Origin of the sequence: Mesorhizobium sp. M4B.F.Ca.ET.089.01.1.1 (assembly GCF_004022605.1) — a bacterium.
In the GTDB taxonomy this organism is placed as follows: Bacteria; Pseudomonadota; Alphaproteobacteria; order Rhizobiales; family Rhizobiaceae; genus Mesorhizobium; species Mesorhizobium abyssinicae.
On the sequence record NZ_RZOS01000003.1, the window covers coordinates 13474 to 35240 of the forward strand.

Sequence of the window (21767 nt, forward strand, 5' to 3'; positions counted from 1 at the left end):
TTGCGGCCGTCGCCCACGCTTCACGTCGAAACCCCTAAAAGGAGATCTCGCAAATGCCAAAGTTCGTTACGATCCAATATGGCCATGTGGCAAGATGGTGGAGGAAGCAGCCAGTACGGATCCAGCTGAGAGCCGGCCGAGTCGCTGCAAGCGACTCGGCAATGACGGAGACAAGCTCCACTGGCAGCGAAACTAAAGAAGCAGTCGTGCGTTGGACGCGATTAAGCCATTTCTTCTTGGGATGGGGCGGGTGAGTGTGGTCAAGCCAACGTCGCGTAAAGCAATTCAGGGGTCAACCGCTCGTCAAGCGAAGTCGCCTACGAGTGACCCAGCCAATTCAGAACTGCCCACTTTTCGGCCTGTCCAGCTCGCAACGCTCGTGGACGTCGTCCCTGCCGGCGACCGCTGGCTCCACGAAATGAAATATGACGGCTATCGCATTCTAGTCGCCGTCGGCAGCGGGCAAGCGCGTGCCTACACGCGATCTGGCCTGGACTGGTCTAACCGTTTTCCTTCCATTCTTTCGGAAGCCAGCAAGCTCAAGGTCGGGTCCGCCCTGATTGATGGCGAGGCCGTCGTTGTCGATGCAAACGGACGATCAAACTTCCAGGCCCTTCAAAACGCATTGAAGGGTGCGCCGTCGACCATCGACTTTTATGCCTTCGACCTCCTTCAACTCGACGGCGAAGATCTCACCAGGCGTCCTCTCCTTGATCGCAAGGAAAAGCTCCAGGCCATTTTGCCCGCGAAGAACCCTGTGCTTCGTTATTCCGATCATATCCTGGGTCGCGGAGAAGAGTTGCTCGAGCGCTTTTGCGCAGCTGGTCTCGAGGGGGTGGTTTCGAAGCTCGCCGATTCTCCTTATGTGGCGGCCCGCGGTGGAAACTGGCTCAAGATCAAGTGCATCAAGCGGCAGGAGTTTGTGATTGTCGGCTGGACGCCGTCCGACAAGGTCCGCGCGTTCCGGTCATTGATCCTTGGAGTGCATGACGGCGGCAAGCTGCGTTACGCGGGGAAAGTCGGCACTGGCTTCGACACAGCTGAGCTTTTCCGCCTCATGAAGATCATGGCACCACTCGAGCAGAAGGCCGCGACCGTCGAGGCGCCGCGAGCCGAAGTTCGCGGAGCACACTGGCTTCGACCCAAGTTGGTGGCGGAGATTGCCTTCACAGAGATGACCAACGAAGGAACGTTGAGACATCCGAGCTACCTTGGTCTGCGCGAAGACAAGAAGGCGGCCGCGGTCGTGCTGGAGACGGAACGTCGCACAGCCAAGCTGACCGCGGCGCCGGCGAACACCATCGCTATCAGCAACCGTGACCGCGTGATCTATCCGGAGTCCAATATTACCAAAGGCCAGCTTGCCGACCACTATGCGGCCGTCGCGGAGATCATGTTGCCTTGGGTCGGCAGTCGGCCGATCAGCCTTGTTCGGTGTCCCCAGGGCCGGGCCAAGAAGTGCTTTTTCCAGAAGCATGATGCCGGGAGCTTTGGCGACAAAGTCCACCATGTCGGCATCATGGAAAAGGACGGTCACGAGGAGCCATACCTTTATGTCGACGACGCCGATGGGCTGATGACCTGCGTCCAGATGGGAACGATCGAGCTGCATGGGTGGGGAGCACGGATAGAGGATGTCGAAAAGGCCGACCGCCTCGTCTTCGATCTCGACCCGGATGAGGGTCTCGATTTCGAAGCCGTCCGCGCCGCCGCTTTCCAGTTTCGTGATATTTTGAAATCGCTGGGCCTTACGACGTTCCCGATGCTGACGGGAGGCAAAGGAGTGCATGTGATCGCGCCGCTCATCCCACAGGCCGAATGGCCGCAAGTGAAAGACTTTGCGCATCGCCTCGCTCAAGCGGTCGCTCAAAGCGATCCCTCTCACTTCACGGCCGCGTTGTCGAGGGCCCGCCGCAAGGGTCGCATCTTTGTCGACTATTTGCGCAACCAGCGTGGGGCGACCGCGATCATGCCTTATAGCGCGAGGTCCCGACCTGGCGCTCCGGTCGCGGCGCCGATCACCTGGGCGGAGATGAAGACGATTGATGCGCCCTCGCATTTCCACGTCGGCGATGCTCCTGAACTGAAGAAACGCGCAGCTAGCAAATCTCTGGCGGGATGGGGTCGAGCCGACCAATCATTGCCGGATCTGTAGCCCCACTCCGCGAAAAGGCAGCAAGGCTGGACTAGGGGGCCTCACTGCCTTTGGCGTGATTGGAACCTGCGGAGATTGGCCCCGTTTGCCTTGAATGGCCAAAACCGATCCGCGGACAGTCGCCAGTCTGCTTAGGGAATTCGCACATCGCACGTCGCTGCGCGGAGACAATCCCTATCGCACCAAGGCTTACTTGCGCGCGGCCGATAGTCTCGCAGCGTTGTCGCAGCCGCTTGATCGGATCATCGCCGCGGGCGCCCTCACCAGAATCCCGGGAATCGGTGAGGCGATCGCGGACATTGTGCGCAAGCTCTATGAAACGGGCACGCATCCACGCCTTGAGACGCTGCGCGAGGAGGTGCCGGCAGGTGTGATGGAGCTTTTTACAATACCTGGCCTGCGGCCTGACAAGATCCTGAAGCTCCATCAGGCGCTCGGTGTGAACTCGTTGGCCGAGCTCGAAGCCGCGGCAAAGGCAGATCGTATCCGGCCTGTCAAAGGCCTTGGTGCTTCACTTCAGACAAAAATCCTGCAAAACCTGGCTATCGCTCGAAGCGGCGAAACACAGCTTCACCTGCACAAGGCCGCCGCACTCCTTGAGCATGCAATCCTATCGGTGAAGCAAGAGCATCCCGAACTTTCGCGTGTGGAAATCGCCGGTGATTTCCGGCGCGGTTGCGAACTTGTTGCCGACCTCGCGCTGGTCGCGCTGGGCAAGAAGCGGACCGAAATCGAGCAGTCCACGCTCAGGCTTGTCGTCACGGACAAGAAGCACTTTGGCGCGAGCCTCCTCGAAGCCACGGGTTCGGCGGCCCATCTTGAGCAGTTGAAGATATACGCGGCCGCGAGAGGATTTGCCCTCAAACCCGGCGGGCTCTACCGCGGGAGAAGGCTGCTCGCATCAGCGACAGAGGAGGAAATCTACGGTGCGTTGGACCTGCAGTTCATCGAACCTGAACTGCGCGAAGGCAGAGACGAGATTGGGCGGGCAGCGAGGCGGCAGCTCCCTACCCTCGTCCGGGATGAAGATCTGCATGGTATCCTGCATTCTCACACGACCGCATCCGATGGTACCGAGACGCTTGAGGCAATGGCTGAAGCGACGCGCAAGCGCGGGTTCGACTACTTTGGTGTCGCCGACCATTCGCAGTCTGCCCACTACGCGGGCGGCCTCACACTGCAGGAGATTGCCGAGCAGCACCGTGAAGCGGATCGGCTGAACAAGAGGTATGGCGGAAAATTCCGTGTCCTGAAGGGCATTGAGGCAGACATCCTCGCCGACGGCTCGCTTGATTATCCGGACCACGTCTTGAAGCGGTTCGATTTCGTTGTCGCGAGCGTGCACAGCCGCTTCAAGTTGGCGAAGAAAGAGCAGACGGACCGTATCATTGAGGCAATCGCGAACCCCCGGACGACAATCATCGGGCACATGACCGGTCGCCAATTGTTGCGTCGTCCCGGCTACGAGCTCGACGTCGACAAGGTCCTCAGAGCGTGCGCGAAATATGGTGTCGCTGTCGAAATCAACGCGCACCCCTGGCGGCTCGATCTCGACTGGCGCTGGCATCAGAAGGCCCTCGACTACGGCTGCATCTTCAGCATCAATCCGGACGCCCATTCAATCCGCGAACTCGACCACATGCATTGGGGGGTCGAAATGGCGCGCAAGGGAGGTATCCCCAGAGATCGGGTTCTGAACGCGATGGGTTTGAGGGCTGTGCTTGCGCATCTTTCAAAGCGCAAGTCCGCCCGCAACGGCGGCAACCGTCACTCGCCTGCGAAGAGCCCTAGAGCCGCGTAACGAGCGGCGGTCTAGCACGATCTGCCTGGAACGCGATCCGCGGCCGGGCTCCTTGCCGGAAACAGATCCGCGACCCTCACCCCCGACGTAGCATCAGGTTCTGCATGAGCCTTCAGTCTATGCCGGCAGGACATGGACCCACTCCCGGAACGTAGGGCCTTTGTTTTCGTTGGTAGAAATGACGTTGGCCGATCCGACGGTCAATCAACCAAGGCAACAGGAGGAATTTCACATGGTCCGCAAGATACTGGCTACGGTGGCCACGGCTGCTCTCATGTCGACGGTGCTGTGCACCGCCGGTGCTTACGCCGCAAATACCAGCAAACCCGCTGCCCAGACGGAGGTCGTTGCTCCGGTCACGGATGGCAAGCTCGTCTCCAAGATCATAGGAGCCGCGGTCTACGACAGCACCGCAGATGACGCGACGAAGATCGGCGATGTTAATGACATCGTCCTCGACAAGAACGGGAACGCCAAACTCGTCGTCATTGGCGTCGGGGGTTTCCTCGGCGTGGGCGAAAAGAATGTCGCCTACGATTTCAACAAGCTTGAATGGATCAACAAGAACGGCGATCGCTGGCTGGTCGCAAAAACGACCAAGGATGAGCTTAATGCTCAGCCCAATTTCGATACGACGGCCTACGATCCTGCGGCAGCCTCGACGACCCAGCCGAGCAAAAGCACGGCGGACACTCAAGGAACAACTGCCAAAACCGATACGACTGCGACGGCCTCGATCGACAAGTCGAGCTTGACCGAAATGCCGTCAGACAAAATCAGCGCGGCAAATCTGATCGGAACCAACGTCTATGGCGCAGATGATGCGAAGGTCGGCGAGATCGGCGACGTGATCCTGACAGGCGACAAGAAGGTCGATTCGATAATTGTTGATGTAGGCGGCTTCCTGGGCATTGGCGAAAAGAAGGTCGCCGTCGGCATGGAGAACCTCAAGTTCTTGACCGACAAGAACGGCAATCGCTACCTCTATACGAACTTCACCAAGGACCAGCTGGAGGCGCAAACTGCCTACGACAAGGCCACTTACGCCCAAAACCGCGATAAGCAACGGATAATCGTCAACAAGTAAAGAACTACCGAAGCGCTCGTCGTCCACAGCGGGCGCTTTGGTCATCCGGTGACAGAAGCGGGCCTTGAAATTAGCCGCCGAGGTTCGTCATATCTCTGCAGATATCAGCGACCTCGTCCTGTCTGACGTCCCTCGCGTCAGGGGCTGGCCTGACCTCGCAGATCAGTCTTCCCCTATCCGCAGCATAGCGGTGACTAAGATGTATCTCATCCAAATCCTGTTGCCTCGCTCAGACAGCCAGGGCCAACCGTACCCCCGAAGAGATTTCGACCGTCTGAAAGAGGAACTGGCGGCTCGCTTCGATGGCGTGACGGCCTATCTCCAGGCGCCTGCGGAGGGTCTTTGGAAGGACCGCGGAAAAACAGACAGCGACGATATCGTCATCTTCGAGGTGATGACGCCAAGCATGGATGTTTCAGATTGGCGGCGCCGGCAGGGCGACCTGGAGCACCTCTTTCGGCAGGAAAGTATTGTGGTCCGCTATTGGACGATAACACTCGTTTGAAGCTCAGGCTCGCTGGCCGCTCCGGAACAAGACCGACGCATTCAGGTTGCGAGGCGAGAGGCCTGGTCGCACCTGGCGCCGACGCTCAATGTCATCGTCAAGACGCATGATGGGCATCATCCAGATCGCACTGCCATTGTATCAATGACGTCCGGCGCCTCCACCGACACGGTCGTCTCCCACGATCATGGCAAGCGTTAACCGCCACACTCGTCAAGACCCACTCCATTTGGAACCGCCGCGTCTCCTCATCGTTGAACCAAAGGCTCCATAACTTCAAAGCGATAGTGGCACGTGACCAACAGCTCGACATTCATAAGCGTGCGGCTTCAGTTCTTTGAACCAAATTTCCAACCGATAGGGATCGGATCGATGTTGGCTGCAACAAGTGCCGTGGCTGCCGCTCTTTGCATTGCACGGCCCAAGCAATGACCGATGTCAGCTCGGAAGTTGAGCGAGAGCAAAGCAACACGGTTGCCAAAGGGCCATTTCAACGTTTCCTCCGCATTATTGGCCCCGGCTTCATCACTGGCGCCTCCGATGACGACCCCTCAGGGATAGGCACGTACAGCCAGGCCGGAGCCCAACTCGGGTTCAACATCGGCTGGACCATGCTCTTTACCTTTCCTCTTATGGCGGCGATCCAGGAGATTGCGGCTCGGATAGGTCGCACCACGGGCAAAGGCATCTCGGGCAACCTTTCTCGCTATTACCCTGCCCCCCTGCTTTATCTTGTGGTCGTCCTGCTATTTTCCGCCAATGTGATCAACATTGGTGCCGACTTAAGCGCGATGGCTGATGCGCTCAACCTTCTGATCGGAGGGCCTAGCTCGGTCTATGTCCTGGGGTTTGCGCTGGTCAGCGTGGCGGCAATCGTGTTCCTCAAATACAGCCGTTACGTGAAAATCCTTAAATGGACCACGCTTAGCCTGTTCGCCTATGTCGTGGCGATGTTCGCTGCAAACGTTCCGTGGCGCGAAGCGGCAAATGGGGTGTTGATTCCGCACGTCGAATGGAACGGCACGTTCTTCACGACGCTGCTTGCCATCTTGGGCACAACCATTTCTCCCTACCTGTTTTTCTGGCAGGCTTCGCAAGAGGTCGAGGAGGAAAAGCTCGATCCTTCCGCCAAGCCCCTGAAATGGGCACCGTGGCAGGCTCGAAAAGCGTTCGGGCGGATTCGCGCTGACACACTGGTTGGGATGGCCCTGTCCAACCTTATTGCCATCGCCATCATCTTCACCACTGCAGCGACGCTCAACAAGGCAGGGGTAACCGATATCTCCTCTTCCACGGACGCGGCGAAGGCATTGGAACCGGTGGCCGGCAAATTCGCCTTCATCATCTTTGCGGCCGGAATCATCGGTACCGGGTTACTGGCCGTTCCGGTGCTCGCGGGATCGGCCGCCTTCGCAGTCGGCGAGGCCCTACACTGGAAGGTTGGCCTGGCCCGTGAACCGAAGGAGGCAGTGGCTTTCTATGGGACGCTTACCATAGCCGCGGCTCTTGGCACCGGCATCATGTTCACGCCAATCGACCCGATCAAGGCGCTTTATTGGAGCGCCGTAATCAACGGCATCTGCGCGGTGCCGGTGATGGTCGTAATGATGCTTATGGCTGGCCGGGCCGACATAATGGGAGACTTCCCCATACGAGGGTGGCTCCGTTCCCTGGGGTGGCTCTCGACCGTAGCCATGACGCTATGCGTCGTTGGTTTGGCGGCTCAGTGGCTACTGTGACCGCTTTCGAATTCCGGGAGCGGTGGATGAGCAAGCCGATAGAGAAACGGCCTGTCAGCTATGACGCTGAGGTCTGGGCCAGAAAAAAATATGGCCCGACGCTCAAGCAGGCCCGATAATCATCAGTTCAAGCGGCCCTCCCAAGCGCAGTTCTAACGTTTGGCGCTGCCGCATTCATTCGCGTTTGGTAATGAGGGGCATTAGATCGCCAGCCCGCCGACGGCCGACACCTGGTGGCGCGCCTTGAGGTATCTCGCTTCATTCAGTAGCGAATTCCAATAGGTGCCAAGCAGCACAATACTGGTCGCCGGTCGCATAGAAGGCACAAGGCCGCGTTTGACCTTGACGCACAAGCCGACGGCATTCGTTCCGGCGACTTCGCCACACCCGAGGCGAAATTCCTGCGCGGCTGGCCTGCTGCTGGCGGCCGGAACTGGCGGTCACGCCACGCGTTCTCCAAAGATCTTTCGGCAATGAAGATTGGGAGCGCGCTATGGGCCTGTTTACGAAGGACATCAAGACAATGGACGATCTGTTCCTGCACGTTTTGCAGGACATCTACTATGCTGAAAAACAGATTCTGAAGGCGCTCCCCGATATGGTTGAAAAGGCCACCAACCGGGATTTGACGGCGGCTTTCAAAGCCCACCTCGCCGAGACGCAAAAGCACGTCCAACGGCTGGAGCAAGCCTTCGAGCTTATCGGTGAAAACCCGAAGGGAACGACCTGCCCGGCGATCGATGGCATCATCAAGGAAGCCAACGGGATCGCAGGCGAGGTTGCCGAGAAGAAAGTGCTCGACGCCGCCTTGATTGCCGCCGCGCAGGCCGTCGAGCATTATGAGATTACCCGCTACGGAACTCTGATTGCGTGGGCGCAGCAGAGCGGCAACGAAGCCGTCGTCCGCCTTCTCACTGCGACCCTCAACGAGGAAAAGGCGGCTGACAAGAAACTCACTACCATCGCCGAACGGAAAGTCAACGAGAAGGCGTCGAGTTGATCGATGCGCTCGGGGACGCTTGCATGAACGCGCGCGCTGAACTCACCCGATCCCTCTGGATGAAGGTCGCCGTCTATCCCGATGCGCCGAAATTCTCGGGCAAGAAGAGCTGTGACACAGTCATCATAGGGGCCGGGATCGCCGGACTGTCGATCGCTCACGAACTGGCCAACATCGGCCAGAAGGTCATCGTCATCGATCGCGGAACGATCGCCGGCGGTATGACATCGCGAACCACGGCGCATCTGGCGCCGATCTGTGACGATGGACTCAGCGCGTTGATCAACCTGCGGGGTGAAGACGTTGCAAGGCTGTTCCAGCAAAGTCAGGAGGCCGCGGTCGCCCGCATCGAGGAAAACGTCTCGGAGTTACGGATCGACTGCAATTTTCGCAGGTTGGACGCGTTTCTGTTTCCGGCGATGGGTATCGACCCCAAGGACGCCCGCGATCAACGCCAGCAAGAATTCGATGCGGCACGAAAGGTCGGGGCCGCTGTCGAACTGGTAACTGGCTTGCCGCTCAAGGGTTTCGAGGAGGCGCCGGTCCTGTGCTACCCCAACCAGGCGACTTTCCATCCGTTGAGATATCTGCGTGGGCTTGCGGGATCGATCCGCGAAAGCGGCTCCCTCATTTTCGCCGACAGCGCCGCGACCTCCGTCGAGGAACTGCCCGAGGACGGCGTGCGCGTCTCCACCGAGAACGGCGGCGTGATTGAAGCGGGATCGGCCGTCGTCGCCACGAACTCGCCGATCAACGATCGTTTTCAGTTGCACACCAAGATGTCGCCCTACCGGACCTACGCGATTGCTTTCACATTGCCGAAGGGTGCGCTCCCCGATGCGTTGTTCTGGGACACGGGCGATCCTTACCACTACGTCCGAATGAATCCCGGTCCCGGCTCGGTTGACTACCTGATCGCAGGCGGAGCCGACCACAAATCCGGCGAATCCGACGACGGCGACGTTCGTTTCGAGGCAATCGAGGCCTGGATACGAGCGCTCGTGCCAAGCTTGGGCAAAAAGGTCACGCGCTGGTCGGGACAGGTTCTGGACACGATCGACTATTGCGCCTTCATCGGCCTCAATCCCGGCAGCAAATCGGTCTATGTCGTCACCGGCGATTCCGGCCAGGGAATAACGCATGGCGCGCTGTCCGGCTTGCTGGTGAAGGATATGATTTCGGGCAAGGAGAACCCGTGGGCCGAGGTCTACGACCCGTCGCGCAACACGCCCTCCGGCGTGATCAACTATGTTCGTGAAAACCTGTCCGCGGTCAAAAATCTCGCCGGCTATTTGCTTCCGGGGTGACTTGAAGTCACTGGCCGAGCTTGCGCCTGGCCAAGGCGGGGTCCTGCGGGACGGACTGCGCAAGATCGCAGCCTGCCGCGATATGGCTGGAAAGCTCTATCTGAATTCCGCCGTCTGCACGCATTCTGGATGCGAAGTGGCCTGGAATTCCACCGAGCAGTGCTGGGACTGCTGCTGTCATGGCTCCCATTTTGCTCCCGACGGCATCGTGCTCAATGGGCCGGCCGTTGGTCGTCTCAACCCCGTGGACGCACCGGCGGGAGGAACATGATGCCCATACTTGAGCGCGGCAAAACAGTCGTCGAGAAGATCACCGGCTGGCAACGACCCTCAAGCGACGAGCTCGGTCGGCTGGTGCGCCAGCGCAAGGCCAATGCATTCCGCTTCGAGGACGACGGCATCATCCCCAATCATCCCCACTGGCCGTTGGTCGTCTATCGCGGCGTCGTGAAATTGGCTGCCGAATTCGATCCGGCCGCAATCTTCGAGGAGCTCTTCGAGCGCAACAACTGGAAGGGGTCCTGGCGAAACGGCATCTACGATTATGCGCATTACCATTCCCGCATACATGAGGTTCTTGGCGTCGCTCGCGGATCGGCAAAGGTGCAGTTCGGAGGCAAGCGTGGCCGCACGCTCACCATCAAGGCGGCAGACGTCGCTATTTTGCCAGCAGGCACTGGTCACCAGTGCCTCGCGGCGAGCGAAGACTTTCTCGTGGTTGGCGCCTACCCGCCCAACGGCACATACGATGAATGTTCTAGGAGCGAGGACCATGCCCACGCCGTCAAGACCATTTTCAAGGTCGCTAAACCACGACAGGATCCCGTCTACGGTGGCAGCGGTCCGCTTTTCGACATTTGGAAAGCATTTCGGTAAGCGCTGAGCGCTTCCGCCCATTTCCTCTGGATGCCTCGATGGCGGGCGGACAAAGGACCGCGCCGATGCACTTCGCCTAAGGAGCAATTGGCTCTGATCGCCGTTAAGACGGACAGAGATTATGCAATGGACATCAACGTTCCCAGGAAAGACATAGGCCTTCACGAGCGACGTAAGCGCCGCAGGCTGCGCCGCGAAAAGCAGCGCGCAGAGAACGTGGGGCGCGCGGAAAAAATGCACCTCGCACGGCTGGCGGGCAAAGGGCCCGGCCGCCATTCGACCGAGTTGGCAAACTCCGCCTATGTCGGCTGCTCCGGATGGTTCTACTGGAAATGGCGCGGAAAGTTCTATCCGGCTGAGATGCCAACCTCCGAATGGTTCACTCATTATGCGCAGCAGTTCGACACCGTCGAAATAAACGCATCCTTCTATTCCTGGCCGACCGTCGCGAATGTGAAAACCTGGCTTCGTCAGCCCGGAACGCGCGCGTTCGTTTACACCATAAAAGTCTGTGAGCTGATCACGCACGTCAAGAGATTCGAGGATACCGAAACCCTGGTAAAAGATTTTGGACTGATAGGCGATATCCTTGGCAAGCGGATGGGCTGCCTTCTCTTCCAGCTTCCGCCAAGCTATCGCTTCACCGAGGAGAGGCTCCGCGCCATTCTGAGCCAGCTCGACCACACGCGACGCAACGTTGTGGAATTTCGTCATGCCAGCTGGTGGAACGAGACCGTCTATTCCGCCTTCCGCGAGAGCGGCACGATATTCTGTTCCTGCAGCGGTCCACGGCTTCCGGACGTTCTGGTTCGCACAGCCAACGATATTTACCTCCGAATGCACGGTCCGGAGCGCTGGTACAGGCACGACTATTCCGAAGGCGAGTTAGCCGAATGGGCCGAGAGGATCAAGAACAGCGGCGCGCGGAGAGCCTGGGTTTATTTCAACAACGACTATGAAAGCTTTGCGCCCTGCAACGCTTTGACCATGCGCCGGCTGCTCGATCAAACAGGCTTCGATCAAGCTCCGTCCGAAGTGGATGTTCCCGTGGCGGCTCCCTCATCATAGTATGAAATCCGCGTCCGATGAATCCGCCAACAAAGCGCTAGCTTCTGGGGCTCGGCATGGTGCCGAAAGTTTGCGAGCGGCCAGAAACATTATCGTGTACGCGGCTTTTCGCCGGTCCCACCCCGCAGCGGCGGTTCTGTCGAGCAAATCGTCTAGAACCGGGTCGAGCGCGACCTTCAGTTCCGCTTCGTAGTTCAGATCGGTGGCCGCGTGTGACGGCGGCGGAATCACGTTGAAGTTCGTCACGTTCATGGCTTTATCCATTTGTCAGGTGCCCGCGCCTCATGGGCGCGGACACCGCCGTTTCTCGTCAGAAATCCATGCCGCCACTCGGCATTGCCGGCACCGCGGGTTCCTTCTTCGGCTTCTCGGCAACCATCGCTTCCGTCGTCACCAACAGGCCGGCAACCGATGCCGCATCCTGAAGTGCGGTCCGCACCACCTTCACCGGATCGATGACGCCCTCGTTGTAGAGGTCGCCAAACGCGTTGGTCTGTGCGTTCCAGCCCCAGCCGAATTCCGGCCTCTCGCGTAGCTTGCCTACGATGATCGATCCTTCCGCGCCGGCATTCTCGGCGATCTGTCGCACGGGCGCTTCGATCGCCCGGCGCACGATCTCGATACCGTGCTTCTGGTCCTCATTCTCGGCCTGAACCCTGTCCAGTGCCTTGGCCGCACGCAGAAGCGCTACGCCGCCACCCGGTAATACGCCTTCCTCGACCGCAGCGCGCGTCGCATGCATGGCATCGTCTACGCGGTCCTTGCGCTCCTTGACCTCGACCTCGGTCGAGCCGCCGACCCGGATGACGGCGACACCGCCGGCGAGCTTGGCTAGCCGCTCCTGCAGCTTTTCCTTATCGTAATTGGAGGTCGTCTCCTCAATCTGCGCCTTGATCTGGCTAGCGCGGCTCTGGATTTCGCTCTTCGAGCCGGCCCCGTCGACGATGGTGGTGTTCTCCTTTTCGATCACCACCTTCTTGGCGCGGCCGAGCATCGCCAGCGTGACATTCTCAAGCTTGATGCCAAGATCTTCCGAGATCGCGGTCCCGCCGGTGAGGATGGCAATATCCTCCAGCATCGCTTGCGACGATCCCCAAAGCCGGGCGCCTTGACGGCAGCGACCTTCAGGCCACCGCGCAGCTTGTTGACGACCAGTGTCGCCAACGCTTCGCCCTCCACATCCTCGGCGATGATCAGCAGCGGCTTGGATGACTGAACGACAGCCTCCAGCACCGGGAGCAGTGCCTGCAGATTAGACAGCTTCTTTTCGTGGATAAGCACATAGGGCTCTTCCAACTCGACACGCATCTTGTCCTGGTTGGTGATAAAATACGGGCTGAGATAGCCACGGTCGAACTGCATGCCTTCGACGACTTCGAGTTCGGTCTCGGCGGTCTTGGCTTCCTCGACCGTGATGACGCCCTCATTGCCGACCTTTTGCATGGCTTCCGCAAGGAAGCGGCCGATCTCGGCGTCGCCATTAGCCGATATCGTACCAACCTGGGCGATCTCGTCATTTTTGGTGATCTTGCGGGCATTGGTCTTCAGCTCAACCACGATGGCTTCGACGGCCTTGTCGATGCCGCGCTTCAGGTCCATCGGGTTCATGCCCGATGCAACCGCCTTGGCGCCTTCGCGAACGATCGCCTGGGCAAGCACGGTCGCGGTGGTGGTGCCGTCGCCGGCGATGTCGTTGGTTTTCGAGGCAACCTCGCGGACCATCTGCGCGCCCATGTTCTCGAACTTGTCCTCAAGCTCGATTTCCTTGGCGACGGTGACGCCGTCCTTAGTGATGCGCGGGGCGCCGAACGACTTGTCGATGACGACGTTGCGGCCCTTGGGGCCGAGGGTCACCTTCACCGCGTCCGCGAGGATGTTGACGCCGCGCAGCAAGCGCTCGCGGGCATCGGAATGAAATTTGACTTCCTTGGCAGCCATTGGATCACTCTTGTCTGGGCAGTTTTCATTGACTTGATTGAGGGTTCTATCGAAGCCCCGGTCAGGCGGCCTTCTTGACCGCCGCAGCATTCTCGATCACGCCCATCACGTCGCTTTCCTTCATGATGAGCAGGTCCTCGCCGTTGAGCTTGATTTCAGTGCCGGACCACTTGCCGAACAGAATGCGATCGCCCGCCTTGACGTCGAGAGGCGTGAGCTTGCCGCTCTCATCTCGCGAACCAGGGCCGATGGCGATGACCTCGCCCTCCTGCGGCTTCTCCTTGGCGGTGTCGGGGATGATGATGCCACCGGCCGTTTTTTCATCGGCCTCGATGCGGCGGACCAGGATACGGTCATGCAATGGACGGAACGCCATATCGTTCTCCTTCTGGACAAACAGATTTTTGAGGTTCTTCCACACCGGACCGGCAATATCGGATCGGTGCGGGGTGCGGCGACCCCTCGCGGGCATCGTGCGCATATCGAGCTAGTTCTGCGACTTTTCGGTTTCAAGAGGTTCGGCAGAATTTTTTGTCACTCGCACCAATCGAGTGCTAGTGCCATGAAAACATGTGGCTAATTTGGATTACAGCCGCGCATTCCCGCTTGAATTTTCCTGACGAAGGAACAAGATAGTCCGAGCCTTCGCCGCCGGCGATGGCCTCAAAACAGGAGTCTGACAAAGGAGCTTTTGGAAAGACGGAGGACCACGATGGACCGACACAATCCCAAGCCGATCATTCCTTCTCTTGTTCCCGAAACATCCGACCTCGCGCTCGACCGTTTGTTGTCGCCGTCGCGCCATTTCACCCATCCAGACGACGTCCTTAAGGAGGATACGCTCGACATTCAGGAGAAGCGGGCGATCCTCTCGTCCTGGAGCTCGGATGCCTGCGCGGTGGAATCCGTTCCGACGCTGCGCCGACCGCCGGGAGCCGAGCAGACGATCACCTTCGATCAGATCATGGATGCCCTATGCCGGTTGGACGACGCAAACCGCCCGATCCCGGCTGAGAGTGGCCACAGGCACATGTCTGACCGCCTGGACGCCTGATGTCGTAAGTCAAGGAGACGCATATGGTCACTGCGGTCAGCAGGGAATTCCTCCTGCAGATGGAAGGCTACGGCCTGACCACGGCCGAAATCCACTACCATTTTCCTGACCACCCGAGCCTGCTTCAGCTCTATGTCTGGCAGGAATACGATCTTGCGCCGAACTTCCCGGAGCTGAAAGGCTTTCTCGACTATTGGGAAAGCGAGCTGGACGGCGCGCTGCACTCCGTGCGCGTTGCCCACCACCGGCTGATCAAGCCGTCGGGATGGCGCGCCGTCGACGGGGTCATTGCCATCCAATGAAGCTCATCTCGGGCCGCAGGGCGCCGATCATCCGTGGTTGGCTTGACTTGCGAGGAGCGCGCGCTGCCGGCATAACCAACCCAGCCCGCCTTGCCGCCCTGAGGAAGGCCTTGTGCGCATCGCGGGCGCTGCGCCATCCGTCCAGCGCGTCGCGGCAGGCGCGCGCGGCAGCACGCCAACTCCCTCCGCGCGCCCAATGGGGCCACTGCTGGTCCAGGCATTCTAGTGCCTCGAAACTGCTGGCGACCCTGCGCGAGGAGAGGGAAAATCCCAGGGTAACAGGTTCGGGAAAACGAACGTCATTCATCACTTCCTCCGTTTTTCACGTCTTTTGCCAGCAAGTAATCGTCCTGCTCGGGGCGCCAAGAGGAGCTCTTGCCGCACCGGAGCGCTCAATCGTCCTCGTCGGCATCAAGGAGGTCGATCAGTTGGGCAACGCGCGTGCCCGGCAGCGGCCGTCCTTCGCCCATCAGCGCCTCGTCGCGTTGAACGCCGGTGGACAGGATATCGGCGATGAGCGTTTCGTCCATCGGCCCAAGGACCGAGACAAGGTCCTCACGTGTCATTATCATCGTTTCCTCCGTCCATGTCCGGAAACGGACGCCACCACGGGCTTCTCGATGACAACCTCGACGCCATCCGGGTCAAGGGCGTAGGGCTAGCAGCTACAGGGCATCGCATCCATGGGCTGGTCGCCCGGTCCCGATCCGCATCGGCAGGAAGCCTATCTGGCGGGGTCAATTTCTTCCTTGCCAACTCGCATCCCCAGCCAACGCTCCAAGGACTGGCGGTTCGTCGTGGTTTTAGATGATCAGAGAGATCAGAGGCCATGTCGCTCTCCGCTTGTACTGATCCTTTTCGCGATCGACCGGATGCTGCGGCGGTACGGAGACCGCCGCTGCGAATTTCAGGCATCAGTTTCCACAGAGTGGTCCGCGCCGATCTTCGGCCCTGTCATCCATGACGGCGCCACGGGGACATCCTCGATAACCCCGACCCTGCGAGCCCAAGTCGTAAAGGTTTTGTGTGCCGCCTCGAGAGACTTCCCGCCGTCGTAAGCGGAACAGCACGTTTCAGATGCCGCCGCGTGAAGAAGGCCACGTCTTTCGACCGGCCATTCCTCAAGGAACTCTATGGCATCCATAACACAGTCGATCCTTCGGAGAACGAAGCCGTCGTCCCTCACAAAAATCGGCTGCTTGAACGTTCCACTTTCCATAGCAACCTCCTTCTGGCCGTGGAGCGCATACGAGACCCATTCAGCGGGAATAGCCGTGCAAGGGACACGCACAATTTCCGCTGTGACGCGATGGGGTCACAGAAAAAATATTGGAAGTGCCTCTTGTGAGTTCAAGAGATTGGCACACCGGGTTTCCACCCTTCCGCGGCGGTTTGACTGGCTTCCGATTCAATGACCCTCCGTCCGAAGAAATCCGCAGTGCCGGCTAGCCGCGCCCCCAATTCATTTTCCTTTGGCTCGCAGCTTGCCGCTCTGAACCGAGGGTGGGAGGATCTGGTCTGGGCTTCCTGTCACGAAGACAACGACCATGCCCTTGCCGCGTGACAGTTCCGATGCGATCTGCGTGGCGTTCTGCAATCCCTCCCCGATTGGCGAAGGACGGCGGCGGCTCAATCCGCCGCCGCCCCCAACTGCCTCAGTGCTTGATTTCGATGCGCTTGGCCTGGGACTGCGCTTTCGCGGTCTTCGGCAGCGTGACCGTCAGCACACCGTTCTTGAAGCGGGCGTCTATCTTGTCCTGCTCGACCTCGTAACCGAGGCGGATACGGCGCTCGAAGCGGCCGTAGTAGTGCTCCGAGAACTGCCTGTCCTTATCTTCCATCTCCGAGCGCTTCTCGCCCTTCAGCGTCAGCACGCCATCGTCGAGCAGGACCTCGATGTCCTTCTCCTCCAGACCGGGTACTTCGGCGGTCACCTTGACCGCCTTCTCGCCGTCGGAAATCTCGACGCTCGGCCAGCCGCCGCCGAAGGAAGAAGCCCTGCTAAAGGCCGGCAGGCTGGAATCAAAGCCACGGAACACGTCGTCGAACAATCGATTCACTTCGCGATGCAAGGACAGGAACGGATCGCGATCACTGTCTCGAAAGACGCTCGGAAGCTGGTCGCCATTGCCACGGCTCCACGGAATAAGATCACGGACACTCATATGTCGTCTCCTTCTGTTCGGTCATGGATTACAAGACTTTCCGGCGCGCCGGGCCCATCGTCCGGCGCCTTGTCCAGTCGGTCACCGGACAGCGTCAGGCAGCCTGGGTGTCGGCCTCGATCTGCCTCGCCTCGGCTTTCGGCTTTGCCTTGACGCTACCGATTTCGATGCGGCGCGGCTTCATCTCTTCAGGAATCTCGCGCTTGAGATCGATCGTCAGCAGACCGTTCACGAGGCTGGCGTTCACGACCTTGACATGGTCAGCCAGTTCGAACCGTCTACGGAAGGCCCTTTCGGCAATGCCGTGGTGCAGGTATTCGGCATTGTCTTCCGCGGGCTTCTGGCCGGACACCATGAGCATGTTGTGCTCCTGGGTGATGTCCAGCTCATCCTGCGAGAAGCCGGCCACCGCCATGGTGATGCGGTAGTCGTCCTCCCCTTTTTTGGCGATATCGTAGGGAGGCCAGTTGTCGACTGTCTCCACACGGCTCTCGCGGCTTCGAGCGCGTTCAACATTCGGTCGAAGCCGATGCCCGACCGGAACAGGGGGGTGAAGTCGAAAGTGTTTCTCATAGCCACATCCTCCTTTGAGCAACATGGGTACAAGCTTGCTGTCGGACGCTTTCTTGCATCCGTCCGACAGGCCGGTCCCGAAATGGGCCTCCGGCATTTTACGATTTAGTTAGGCGATTTCGCCATTCAAGGCCTGAAAAGGCAGTCTGCCAGCTGTCCGCTCAGGAAGGTCCTGGCTGGAATGCCAAGGCGGAGAGGTATCGATCTTCAAGACTATGCAGCGCCACAGTTTGCGGCGCATTGCGGCTGGTGACCTCGGGGCGACGGCCGAATGGCCGTCGCCCCGAGGTCGATTGCTGATCAGACGTGCAACGGTTTCGCCGTGTTTTTGACTGGCGTCATCGTTCCGTCTTCCACCAGGATGTCCTTCTTCCTAGCGAACCGCACGAGAATGCCGCGCGCGGTCTCTGCGTCGATGTCGCCGGCCAGCGCGGCTTTGCAGGCGCGGATCGCCGCCTTTTGCTCCGGACCGTTGCCACACCAATCCGTGACGAACTGGTACGCATCGACAACGGAGTTCAATTGCCGCGGAAAACCAAGCCCGACCCAAACGCGAACGGGCTTTTCGAAGGGCTGGGAAAGCATCATTTCCTCCCTCCGACAGTCAGGCGGCAACGCCGCCGGTCTGGCCCATCTTCGCGCCGGCCATCCAGGGCATCGCCGTTGTAACATGCTCGAGGACTTTCACCGATCGGGCAAAGCCGGCGAACGCGTCGCGGGCGACTTTCAAAGGCACGCTGCCGTCCAAGGCGCGGCAGCATGCCCGCTTCGCGGTCTCATAGATCACGCCGCGCCGATGCGAAGGCCATTCATTGAGGAAATCGAAGGCATCCTCAAGGCAGGCTATTTCCCGAATGAGACCTTCCGCGGCTCTCACGAACACAGGGCTTTCGAATGTTCTCTCGCTCATAGAAACCTCCAATTCTTTGAACGATTTCGGGTCGTTGACGATGGTCGCCCTAACGAACGGCGGCGACCTGCGAAAAATATGTGAAGGTCGATTTCCAGCGTCAAGATGATCACAGTCGCAAAATTTCTGGGAACAGCTCTCGATAATGTCGCAAGCGAGTTCGCGAGGGTCTTCGTCGAGCGTGCCGATGAGCGCCGACGCCTCGCCAAGCGCATCTGCCGGTAGGTAGTCCATTCCATTAACGAAAGAGCCAGAACAAATGCCTGGCCTCCAGCCCGCGTTCCACACCGGCTTTTATGCGACTTTCGAATCACAAAAGGCCAACATTGGCCTGCCCATTCCGTCAGTTCCGTTGATCAATAGCAATGGCTGGAATGGGGCCGAGATCGGAACGTCCGCTTTCGGGATGATTGGGCTAGAAAGCCAACCTTTTCACACCGCCATCGTAGCGCCGATCGCTTTGCGCCCCAGCGGGCGTTCGGATACTTGCAAGACTACTCTCACTACGGAACTCGCCGTCACATCGCATCGGGCGGTGCGAAGAAGCAGTTCATATACTCCTCACTTGGATGCAGGCAGATATGAAAATTGTGGTCACCGGACGGCAGCGCGTCCCTATACGGAATCTGAAACAAATGCTGTCGGGTCACTAGGTGGTGGTCGCCAGGAAGTAGTGTAACGGAAAAGCCACTCGGTCCAGTCTTCACCGATGCGCCCGGGATGCGCTCGCAATCGCCTCCCAGGTCATCTCCCTTGCATCAAGCTGGCGGATAAGGCCAGCCGCGTACCGCATCATGCGCGCCCGCGCTTCCGCCCGATAGCAACGCGCAAGCTGCTGCCAGTACAGCCGTGGGTTTCGAAGCCATCAAGGTTGGACCTGCTACCCCTGGTCGCCAGTCGGCATGATCGGCCAAGACAACCTTGGTGTAACGAAAGGAAACCGATCAAACGCCGATTTTCTCCCGATCTGGAGTTTGATATGGTCATGATCAAGGAAGATGCGGGATGAATCCGCGCTCATCCAAGACAATCGTGGTGAACGGCATCACCCTCGATTTTGCCGCTGGGATTTTGCGCGACAGCCAAGGCAAGGATGTGGTCTTCCGCTCGCAAGCCTTCGCGGTGCTTGAATACCTCAGCAGGCATACTGATCGCGTCGTCACAAAAGACGAGCTCATGCAAGCGATATGGCCTGGCATTGCAGTAACCGATGACAGCTTGGTGCAATGCATCGGTGATATCCGCCGGGCACTGCGCGATAAGAACCAGATGGCTCTCAAGGTAGTGCCAAAACGCGGGTACAGACTCGCAATTGACGCGGCGGAATGGCCGATCGAACCGACAGGCGGAGCCGGTCGGCGGCCATCATAGCTCTGGCCATTGCCTTGTTTGCGGCAGGACTCCTCTGGGGGCTTTAATCATCGCGCCGATGAGAGTGGCGCCGGGGCAGCTCTGCCCTCCGTTGCGGTGCTGCCATTTGGGATGATCGGTGGTGATGCGGACCAGCAGCGGCTGGCTGACGGCCTGACCGAGGACATCATCACTGACCTTGCCCGATTTCCAGAATTTCGGGTGATAGCTAGCAATACGACCACAGCCTACAAGGACAAGACGTCTAACACGAAAGAAGTGGGGGCGGCTCTCAATGCTGCCTTCATCGTCGAGGGCTCGATCCAGCGCCAGGACGATCGCGTGCGCATCACGGCGCAACTTGTTGAAACTGCGACCGGCAAGCACATCTGGTCGGACCGGTGGGATCGGCCCGAAAACGACTTTTTCGCGATTCAGACCGAGATCGCGGAGCAGGTCTCGAACCGGCTCTGCGGTGGCGCAGGCCTGATTCAAGAGGCGGGCCGCCGGGAGGCGCATCGCAAGCCGCCAGCGAACCTCAACGCCTACGAGCTCTACCTTCTCGGCACCGAGCGGCTCGAGCGGGTCAATCGCGACGATCTGGAAGAGGCGATCCGGCCTTTCACACGGTCGCTGGAGGTTGATCCCGCCCTCGCCCGGGCTTGGATCGAGCTTTCGCACGCCCACAAGGTCCTTGCCGGCTTCGGGGTGGAGCCCCTGCGGAACCAAAAGCTGGCTGCCGATGCTGCGATGCGCGCGGTCACGCTCGACCCGGGTGACGCAGAGGCGCATGTGGTCCGCGCGATTACCCTGGCCGAGAGCGCCGATCTGGCGAAGGCGAAGGCGGAGTTCGACACGGCCCTCAGCATGGCGCCGAACGAGTTCGAGATCCTGACCTTCTACGTTACCTGGCCGGCCATGTTCGGCGAGCCCGAACGCGGAGCCGAATTGGCCGACAGGGCGATCAGCCTGAACCCGAACTTCCCGATGTGGAGCACCCGTCCGCTCAACGTCGCCTACTTCTGGGCCGGCCGTTATGAGGACGCCCTGCGCATGACGGACCGGCTCGGCCCTGACAATTACGATCGCTGGGTGGGGACGTTTCGAGCTGCCGCGCTTGCAGCTCTGGGCCGGACGGATGAGGCGCGGACGCTTGTCGCGTTCACCCTCCAGAAGTATCCGGACTTGAGCATAGAGGGAATAATCGCCAACCTCCCTTTCACCGAGGTACAGCGGAACCGGCTGATCGAAACGATGAGCCTCGCCGGCTTTCCACGCTGTGCCAAATCTGAGGACCTCGCCAAACTTGAGCAACCGGTCCGGTTGCTCGGATGCAAGTCGCCGTAGACGGCAAGCGACAGACTGCATGATCGAGGGGGGCGCATTCTGTTCGCACGAAGGCACCGTAAGGAGGTATCGTCATGATTATCCGCATTTATCGCGGCACGGTCTTTGCTGGAAAGCAGCGTCTCTGGCAGGAGCGTGTTGAGTCACTTTCTATTCCCTGGCTGAGGAAGCAGGCGGGCCTCATCGCCTTTTACCCCGGTAAGCCACCTGCGAAGAGTACGGGCAGGACGTTCTGCATGGTGATGGTCTGGGATGGCCTGGAGTCGGTGAAGGCTGCTATCGGGCCAGACTGGAATAACGCGATTTATCATGGCGATGAAGCCGAGTTGATCGAGTCTGCTCAAGTCGAGCACTTCGAGCTCTTTCCGTAGGCCGCCGAGTGCAGGGCAACAATTGGCCGAAACCGGACCGTCAGGTCTCGACTGTCATTGCTTCAATAGCGGCTCTTCTGAAGTCGACGCGATTCCGGCAATAGCGATCTGCTTAGCCGATGGCGGCTTTTGATCCTCGCGCGACGTTTCCGCTGCGCAGCGGATGGCCGACTTGGGTCATCAGTTCCGGTTCCGGAAGGACATTCTTGCCCCGCCACT

At 59.4% G+C, this 21767-nt stretch carries 21 protein-coding genes and 4 pseudogenes; 14 read left to right on the forward strand and 11 right to left on the reverse strand.

Annotation, left to right across the window (positions count from 1 at the left end):
* Positions 1 to 241: 241 nt before the first annotated feature.
* The 9 genes and pseudogenes from ligD to EN780_RS00650 all read left to right on the forward strand — a co-directional run bounded on the left by ligD (position 242) and on the right by EN780_RS00650 (position 11538).
* A complete protein-coding gene (gene ligD, locus EN780_RS00610; protein ID WP_128271595.1) occupies positions 242 to 2155 on the forward strand; it encodes a DNA ligase D in 1914 nt (637 codons plus the stop codon).
* Between the two features lie 94 nt (positions 2156 to 2249).
* Positions 2250 to 3956 (forward strand): DNA polymerase/3'-5' exonuclease PolX, encoded by a 1707-nt coding sequence (locus EN780_RS00615; RefSeq protein ID WP_128271551.1) that lies wholly within the window; start codon positions 2250 to 2252, stop codon positions 3954 to 3956.
* 232 nt (positions 3957 to 4188) lie between these two features.
* A complete protein-coding gene (locus EN780_RS00620) occupies positions 4189 to 5043 on the forward strand; it encodes a PRC-barrel domain-containing protein (RefSeq protein ID WP_128271553.1) in 855 nt (284 codons plus the stop codon).
* A 199-nt stretch (positions 5044 to 5242) separates the two neighbouring features.
* Positions 5243 to 5548, forward strand: coding sequence for a hypothetical protein (locus EN780_RS00625; RefSeq protein ID WP_128271555.1), 306 nt, complete (start codon positions 5243 to 5245; stop codon positions 5546 to 5548).
* 428 nt (positions 5549 to 5976) lie between these two features.
* Positions 5977 to 7287, forward strand: coding sequence for a divalent metal cation transporter (locus EN780_RS00630; protein WP_128271557.1), 1311 nt, complete (start codon positions 5977 to 5979; stop codon positions 7285 to 7287).
* A gap of 493 nt (positions 7288 to 7780) precedes the next feature.
* Positions 7781 to 8287, forward strand: coding sequence for a ferritin-like domain-containing protein (locus tag EN780_RS00635; protein WP_128271559.1), 507 nt, complete (start codon positions 7781 to 7783; stop codon positions 8285 to 8287).
* 23 nt (positions 8288 to 8310) lie between these two features.
* Positions 8311 to 9865 (forward strand): annotated as a pseudogene (locus EN780_RS00640) (FAD-dependent oxidoreductase).
* Positions 9865 to 10470, forward strand: a complete 606-nt coding sequence (locus tag EN780_RS00645) for a cupin (RefSeq protein ID WP_128271561.1) — start codon at positions 9865 to 9867, stop codon at positions 10468 to 10470. The pseudogene EN780_RS00640 and the gene EN780_RS00645 overlap by 1 nt, the downstream one beginning before the upstream one ends.
* Positions 10471 to 10596: 126 nt before the next feature.
* Positions 10597 to 11538: a DUF72 domain-containing protein gene (locus tag EN780_RS00650; RefSeq protein ID WP_128271597.1), complete on the forward strand. Its 942-nt coding sequence runs from the start codon at positions 10597 to 10599 to the stop codon at positions 11536 to 11538.
* Here EN780_RS00650 and EN780_RS00655 read toward each other — a convergent pair.
* From EN780_RS00655 to EN780_RS00665, 3 genes and pseudogenes are all read right to left on the reverse strand, one after another.
* Positions 11533 to 11790: a hypothetical protein gene (locus tag EN780_RS00655; protein ID WP_128271563.1), complete on the reverse strand. Its 258-nt coding sequence runs from the start codon at positions 11788 to 11790 to the stop codon at positions 11533 to 11535. The two genes, EN780_RS00650 and EN780_RS00655, sit on opposite strands and share 6 nt — an antisense overlap.
* Positions 11791 to 11848: 58 nt before the next feature.
* A pseudogene (gene groL / locus EN780_RS00660) lies at positions 11849 to 13476 on the reverse strand (chaperonin GroEL).
* Between the two features lie 61 nt (positions 13477 to 13537).
* Positions 13538 to 13852, reverse strand: a complete 315-nt coding sequence (locus EN780_RS00665) for a co-chaperone GroES (RefSeq protein ID WP_127283145.1) — start codon at positions 13850 to 13852, stop codon at positions 13538 to 13540.
* A gap of 336 nt (positions 13853 to 14188) precedes the next feature.
* On the opposite strand from EN780_RS00665, the gene EN780_RS00670 reads away from it, so the two are divergent.
* Together EN780_RS00670 and EN780_RS00675 are read left to right on the forward strand one after the other, a co-directional pair.
* On the forward strand, positions 14189 to 14530 hold the full coding sequence (locus tag EN780_RS00670) for a hypothetical protein (RefSeq protein ID WP_189556321.1): 342 nt from the start codon (positions 14189 to 14191) through the stop codon (positions 14528 to 14530).
* Between the two features lie 23 nt (positions 14531 to 14553).
* Complete coding sequence (locus EN780_RS00675; RefSeq protein ID WP_127391453.1) at positions 14554 to 14832, forward strand: usg protein; 279 nt, start codon at positions 14554 to 14556, stop codon at positions 14830 to 14832.
* Here EN780_RS00675 and EN780_RS00680 read toward each other — a convergent pair.
* From EN780_RS00680 to EN780_RS40325, 8 genes and pseudogenes are all read right to left on the reverse strand, one after another.
* The gene (locus EN780_RS00680; protein ID WP_128271565.1) at positions 14816 to 15139 is read right to left on the reverse strand and encodes a DUF982 domain-containing protein; all 324 of its coding nucleotides are present in this window, start codon (positions 15137 to 15139) and stop codon (positions 14816 to 14818) included. The genes EN780_RS00675 and EN780_RS00680 overlap by 17 nt on opposite strands.
* An 85-nt stretch (positions 15140 to 15224) precedes the next feature.
* Positions 15225 to 15398, reverse strand: a complete 174-nt coding sequence (locus EN780_RS00685) for a hypothetical protein (protein WP_348630988.1) — start codon at positions 15396 to 15398, stop codon at positions 15225 to 15227.
* A gap of 341 nt (positions 15399 to 15739) precedes the next feature.
* Positions 15740 to 16051 carry a DUF982 domain-containing protein gene (locus EN780_RS00690; RefSeq protein WP_127391455.1) on the reverse strand — a complete coding sequence of 104 codons (312 nt, stop codon included), beginning with the start codon at positions 16049 to 16051 and terminating at the stop codon, positions 15740 to 15742.
* 436 nt (positions 16052 to 16487) lie between these two features.
* Entirely contained in the window at positions 16488 to 16997 is a 510-nt protein-coding gene (locus tag EN780_RS00695; protein ID WP_128271567.1) for an Hsp20/alpha crystallin family protein, read from the reverse strand.
* Positions 16998 to 17091: 94 nt separating this feature from the next.
* A pseudogene (locus EN780_RS00700) lies at positions 17092 to 17570 on the reverse strand (Hsp20 family protein).
* Between the two features lie 300 nt (positions 17571 to 17870).
* Positions 17871 to 18158 (reverse strand): DUF982 domain-containing protein, encoded by a 288-nt coding sequence (locus EN780_RS00705; RefSeq protein WP_245499835.1) that lies wholly within the window; start codon positions 18156 to 18158, stop codon positions 17871 to 17873.
* A 16-nt stretch (positions 18159 to 18174) separates the two neighbouring features.
* Positions 18175 to 18714: a DUF982 domain-containing protein gene (locus EN780_RS41490; protein ID WP_348631233.1), complete on the reverse strand. Its 540-nt coding sequence runs from the start codon at positions 18712 to 18714 to the stop codon at positions 18175 to 18177.
* 284 nt (positions 18715 to 18998) lie between these two features.
* Positions 18999 to 19346, reverse strand: a pseudogene (locus EN780_RS40325) (hypothetical protein).
* 139 nt (positions 19347 to 19485) lie between these two features.
* Here EN780_RS40325 and EN780_RS00720 point away from each other — a divergent pair.
* From EN780_RS00720 to EN780_RS00730, 3 genes are all read left to right on the forward strand, one after another.
* Entirely contained in the window at positions 19486 to 19851 is a 366-nt protein-coding gene (locus EN780_RS00720) for a winged helix-turn-helix domain-containing protein (RefSeq protein ID WP_128271569.1), read from the forward strand.
* Between the two features lie 18 nt (positions 19852 to 19869).
* On the forward strand, positions 19870 to 21177 hold the full coding sequence (locus EN780_RS00725) for a hypothetical protein (RefSeq protein ID WP_281035328.1): 1308 nt from the start codon (positions 19870 to 19872) through the stop codon (positions 21175 to 21177).
* Between the two features lie 74 nt (positions 21178 to 21251).
* Entirely contained in the window at positions 21252 to 21548 is a 297-nt protein-coding gene (locus EN780_RS00730) for a hypothetical protein (protein ID WP_128271573.1), read from the forward strand.
* Positions 21549 to 21767: the final 219 nt, after the last annotated feature.

What these genes read in the sequence shown, in the direction of transcription:
- EN780_RS00685 (WP_348630988.1), bottom strand. Translation starts at nt 15,398, where the DNA reads ATGACACGTGAGGACCTTGTCTCGGTCCTTGGGCCGATGGACGAAACG.
- EN780_RS00670 (WP_189556321.1), top strand. Translation starts at nt 14,189, where the DNA reads ATGGACCGACACAATCCCAAGCCGATCATTCCTTCTCTTGTTCCCGAA.
- EN780_RS00730 (WP_128271573.1), top strand. Translation starts at nt 21,252, where the DNA reads ATGATTATCCGCATTTATCGCGGCACGGTCTTTGCTGGAAAGCAGCGT.
- EN780_RS00615 (WP_128271551.1), top strand. Translation starts at nt 2,250, where the DNA reads ATGGCCAAAACCGATCCGCGGACAGTCGCCAGTCTGCTTAGGGAATTC.
- EN780_RS41490 (WP_348631233.1), bottom strand. Translation starts at nt 18,714, where the DNA reads ATGGACTACCTACCGGCAGATGCGCTTGGCGAGGCGTCGGCGCTCATC.
- ligD (WP_128271595.1), top strand. Translation starts at nt 242, where the DNA reads ATGGGGCGGGTGAGTGTGGTCAAGCCAACGTCGCGTAAAGCAATTCAG.
- EN780_RS00620 (WP_128271553.1), top strand. Translation starts at nt 4,189, where the DNA reads ATGGTCCGCAAGATACTGGCTACGGTGGCCACGGCTGCTCTCATGTCG.
- EN780_RS00680 (WP_128271565.1), bottom strand. Translation starts at nt 15,139, where the DNA reads ATGAATGACGTTCGTTTTCCCGAACCTGTTACCCTGGGATTTTCCCTC.
- EN780_RS00650 (WP_128271597.1), top strand. Translation starts at nt 10,597, where the DNA reads ATGGACATCAACGTTCCCAGGAAAGACATAGGCCTTCACGAGCGACGT.
- EN780_RS00690 (WP_127391455.1), bottom strand. Translation starts at nt 16,051, where the DNA reads ATGGAAAGTGGAACGTTCAAGCAGCCGATTTTTGTGAGGGACGACGGC.
- EN780_RS00675 (WP_127391453.1), top strand. Translation starts at nt 14,554, where the DNA reads ATGGTCACTGCGGTCAGCAGGGAATTCCTCCTGCAGATGGAAGGCTAC.
- EN780_RS00625 (WP_128271555.1), top strand. Translation starts at nt 5,243, where the DNA reads ATGTATCTCATCCAAATCCTGTTGCCTCGCTCAGACAGCCAGGGCCAA.
- EN780_RS00645 (WP_128271561.1), top strand. Translation starts at nt 9,865, where the DNA reads ATGCCCATACTTGAGCGCGGCAAAACAGTCGTCGAGAAGATCACCGGC.
- EN780_RS00705 (WP_245499835.1), bottom strand. Translation starts at nt 18,158, where the DNA reads ATGATGCTTTCCCAGCCCTTCGAAAAGCCCGTTCGCGTTTGGGTCGGG.
- EN780_RS00665 (WP_127283145.1), bottom strand. Translation starts at nt 13,852, where the DNA reads ATGGCGTTCCGTCCATTGCATGACCGTATCCTGGTCCGCCGCATCGAG.
- EN780_RS00695 (WP_128271567.1), bottom strand. Translation starts at nt 16,997, where the DNA reads ATGAGTGTCCGTGATCTTATTCCGTGGAGCCGTGGCAATGGCGACCAG.
- EN780_RS00720 (WP_128271569.1), top strand. Translation starts at nt 19,486, where the DNA reads ATGAATCCGCGCTCATCCAAGACAATCGTGGTGAACGGCATCACCCTC.
- EN780_RS00635 (WP_128271559.1), top strand. Translation starts at nt 7,781, where the DNA reads ATGGGCCTGTTTACGAAGGACATCAAGACAATGGACGATCTGTTCCTG.
- EN780_RS00655 (WP_128271563.1), bottom strand. Translation starts at nt 11,790, where the DNA reads ATGAACGTGACGAACTTCAACGTGATTCCGCCGCCGTCACACGCGGCC.
- EN780_RS00630 (WP_128271557.1), top strand. Translation starts at nt 5,977, where the DNA reads ATGACCGATGTCAGCTCGGAAGTTGAGCGAGAGCAAAGCAACACGGTT.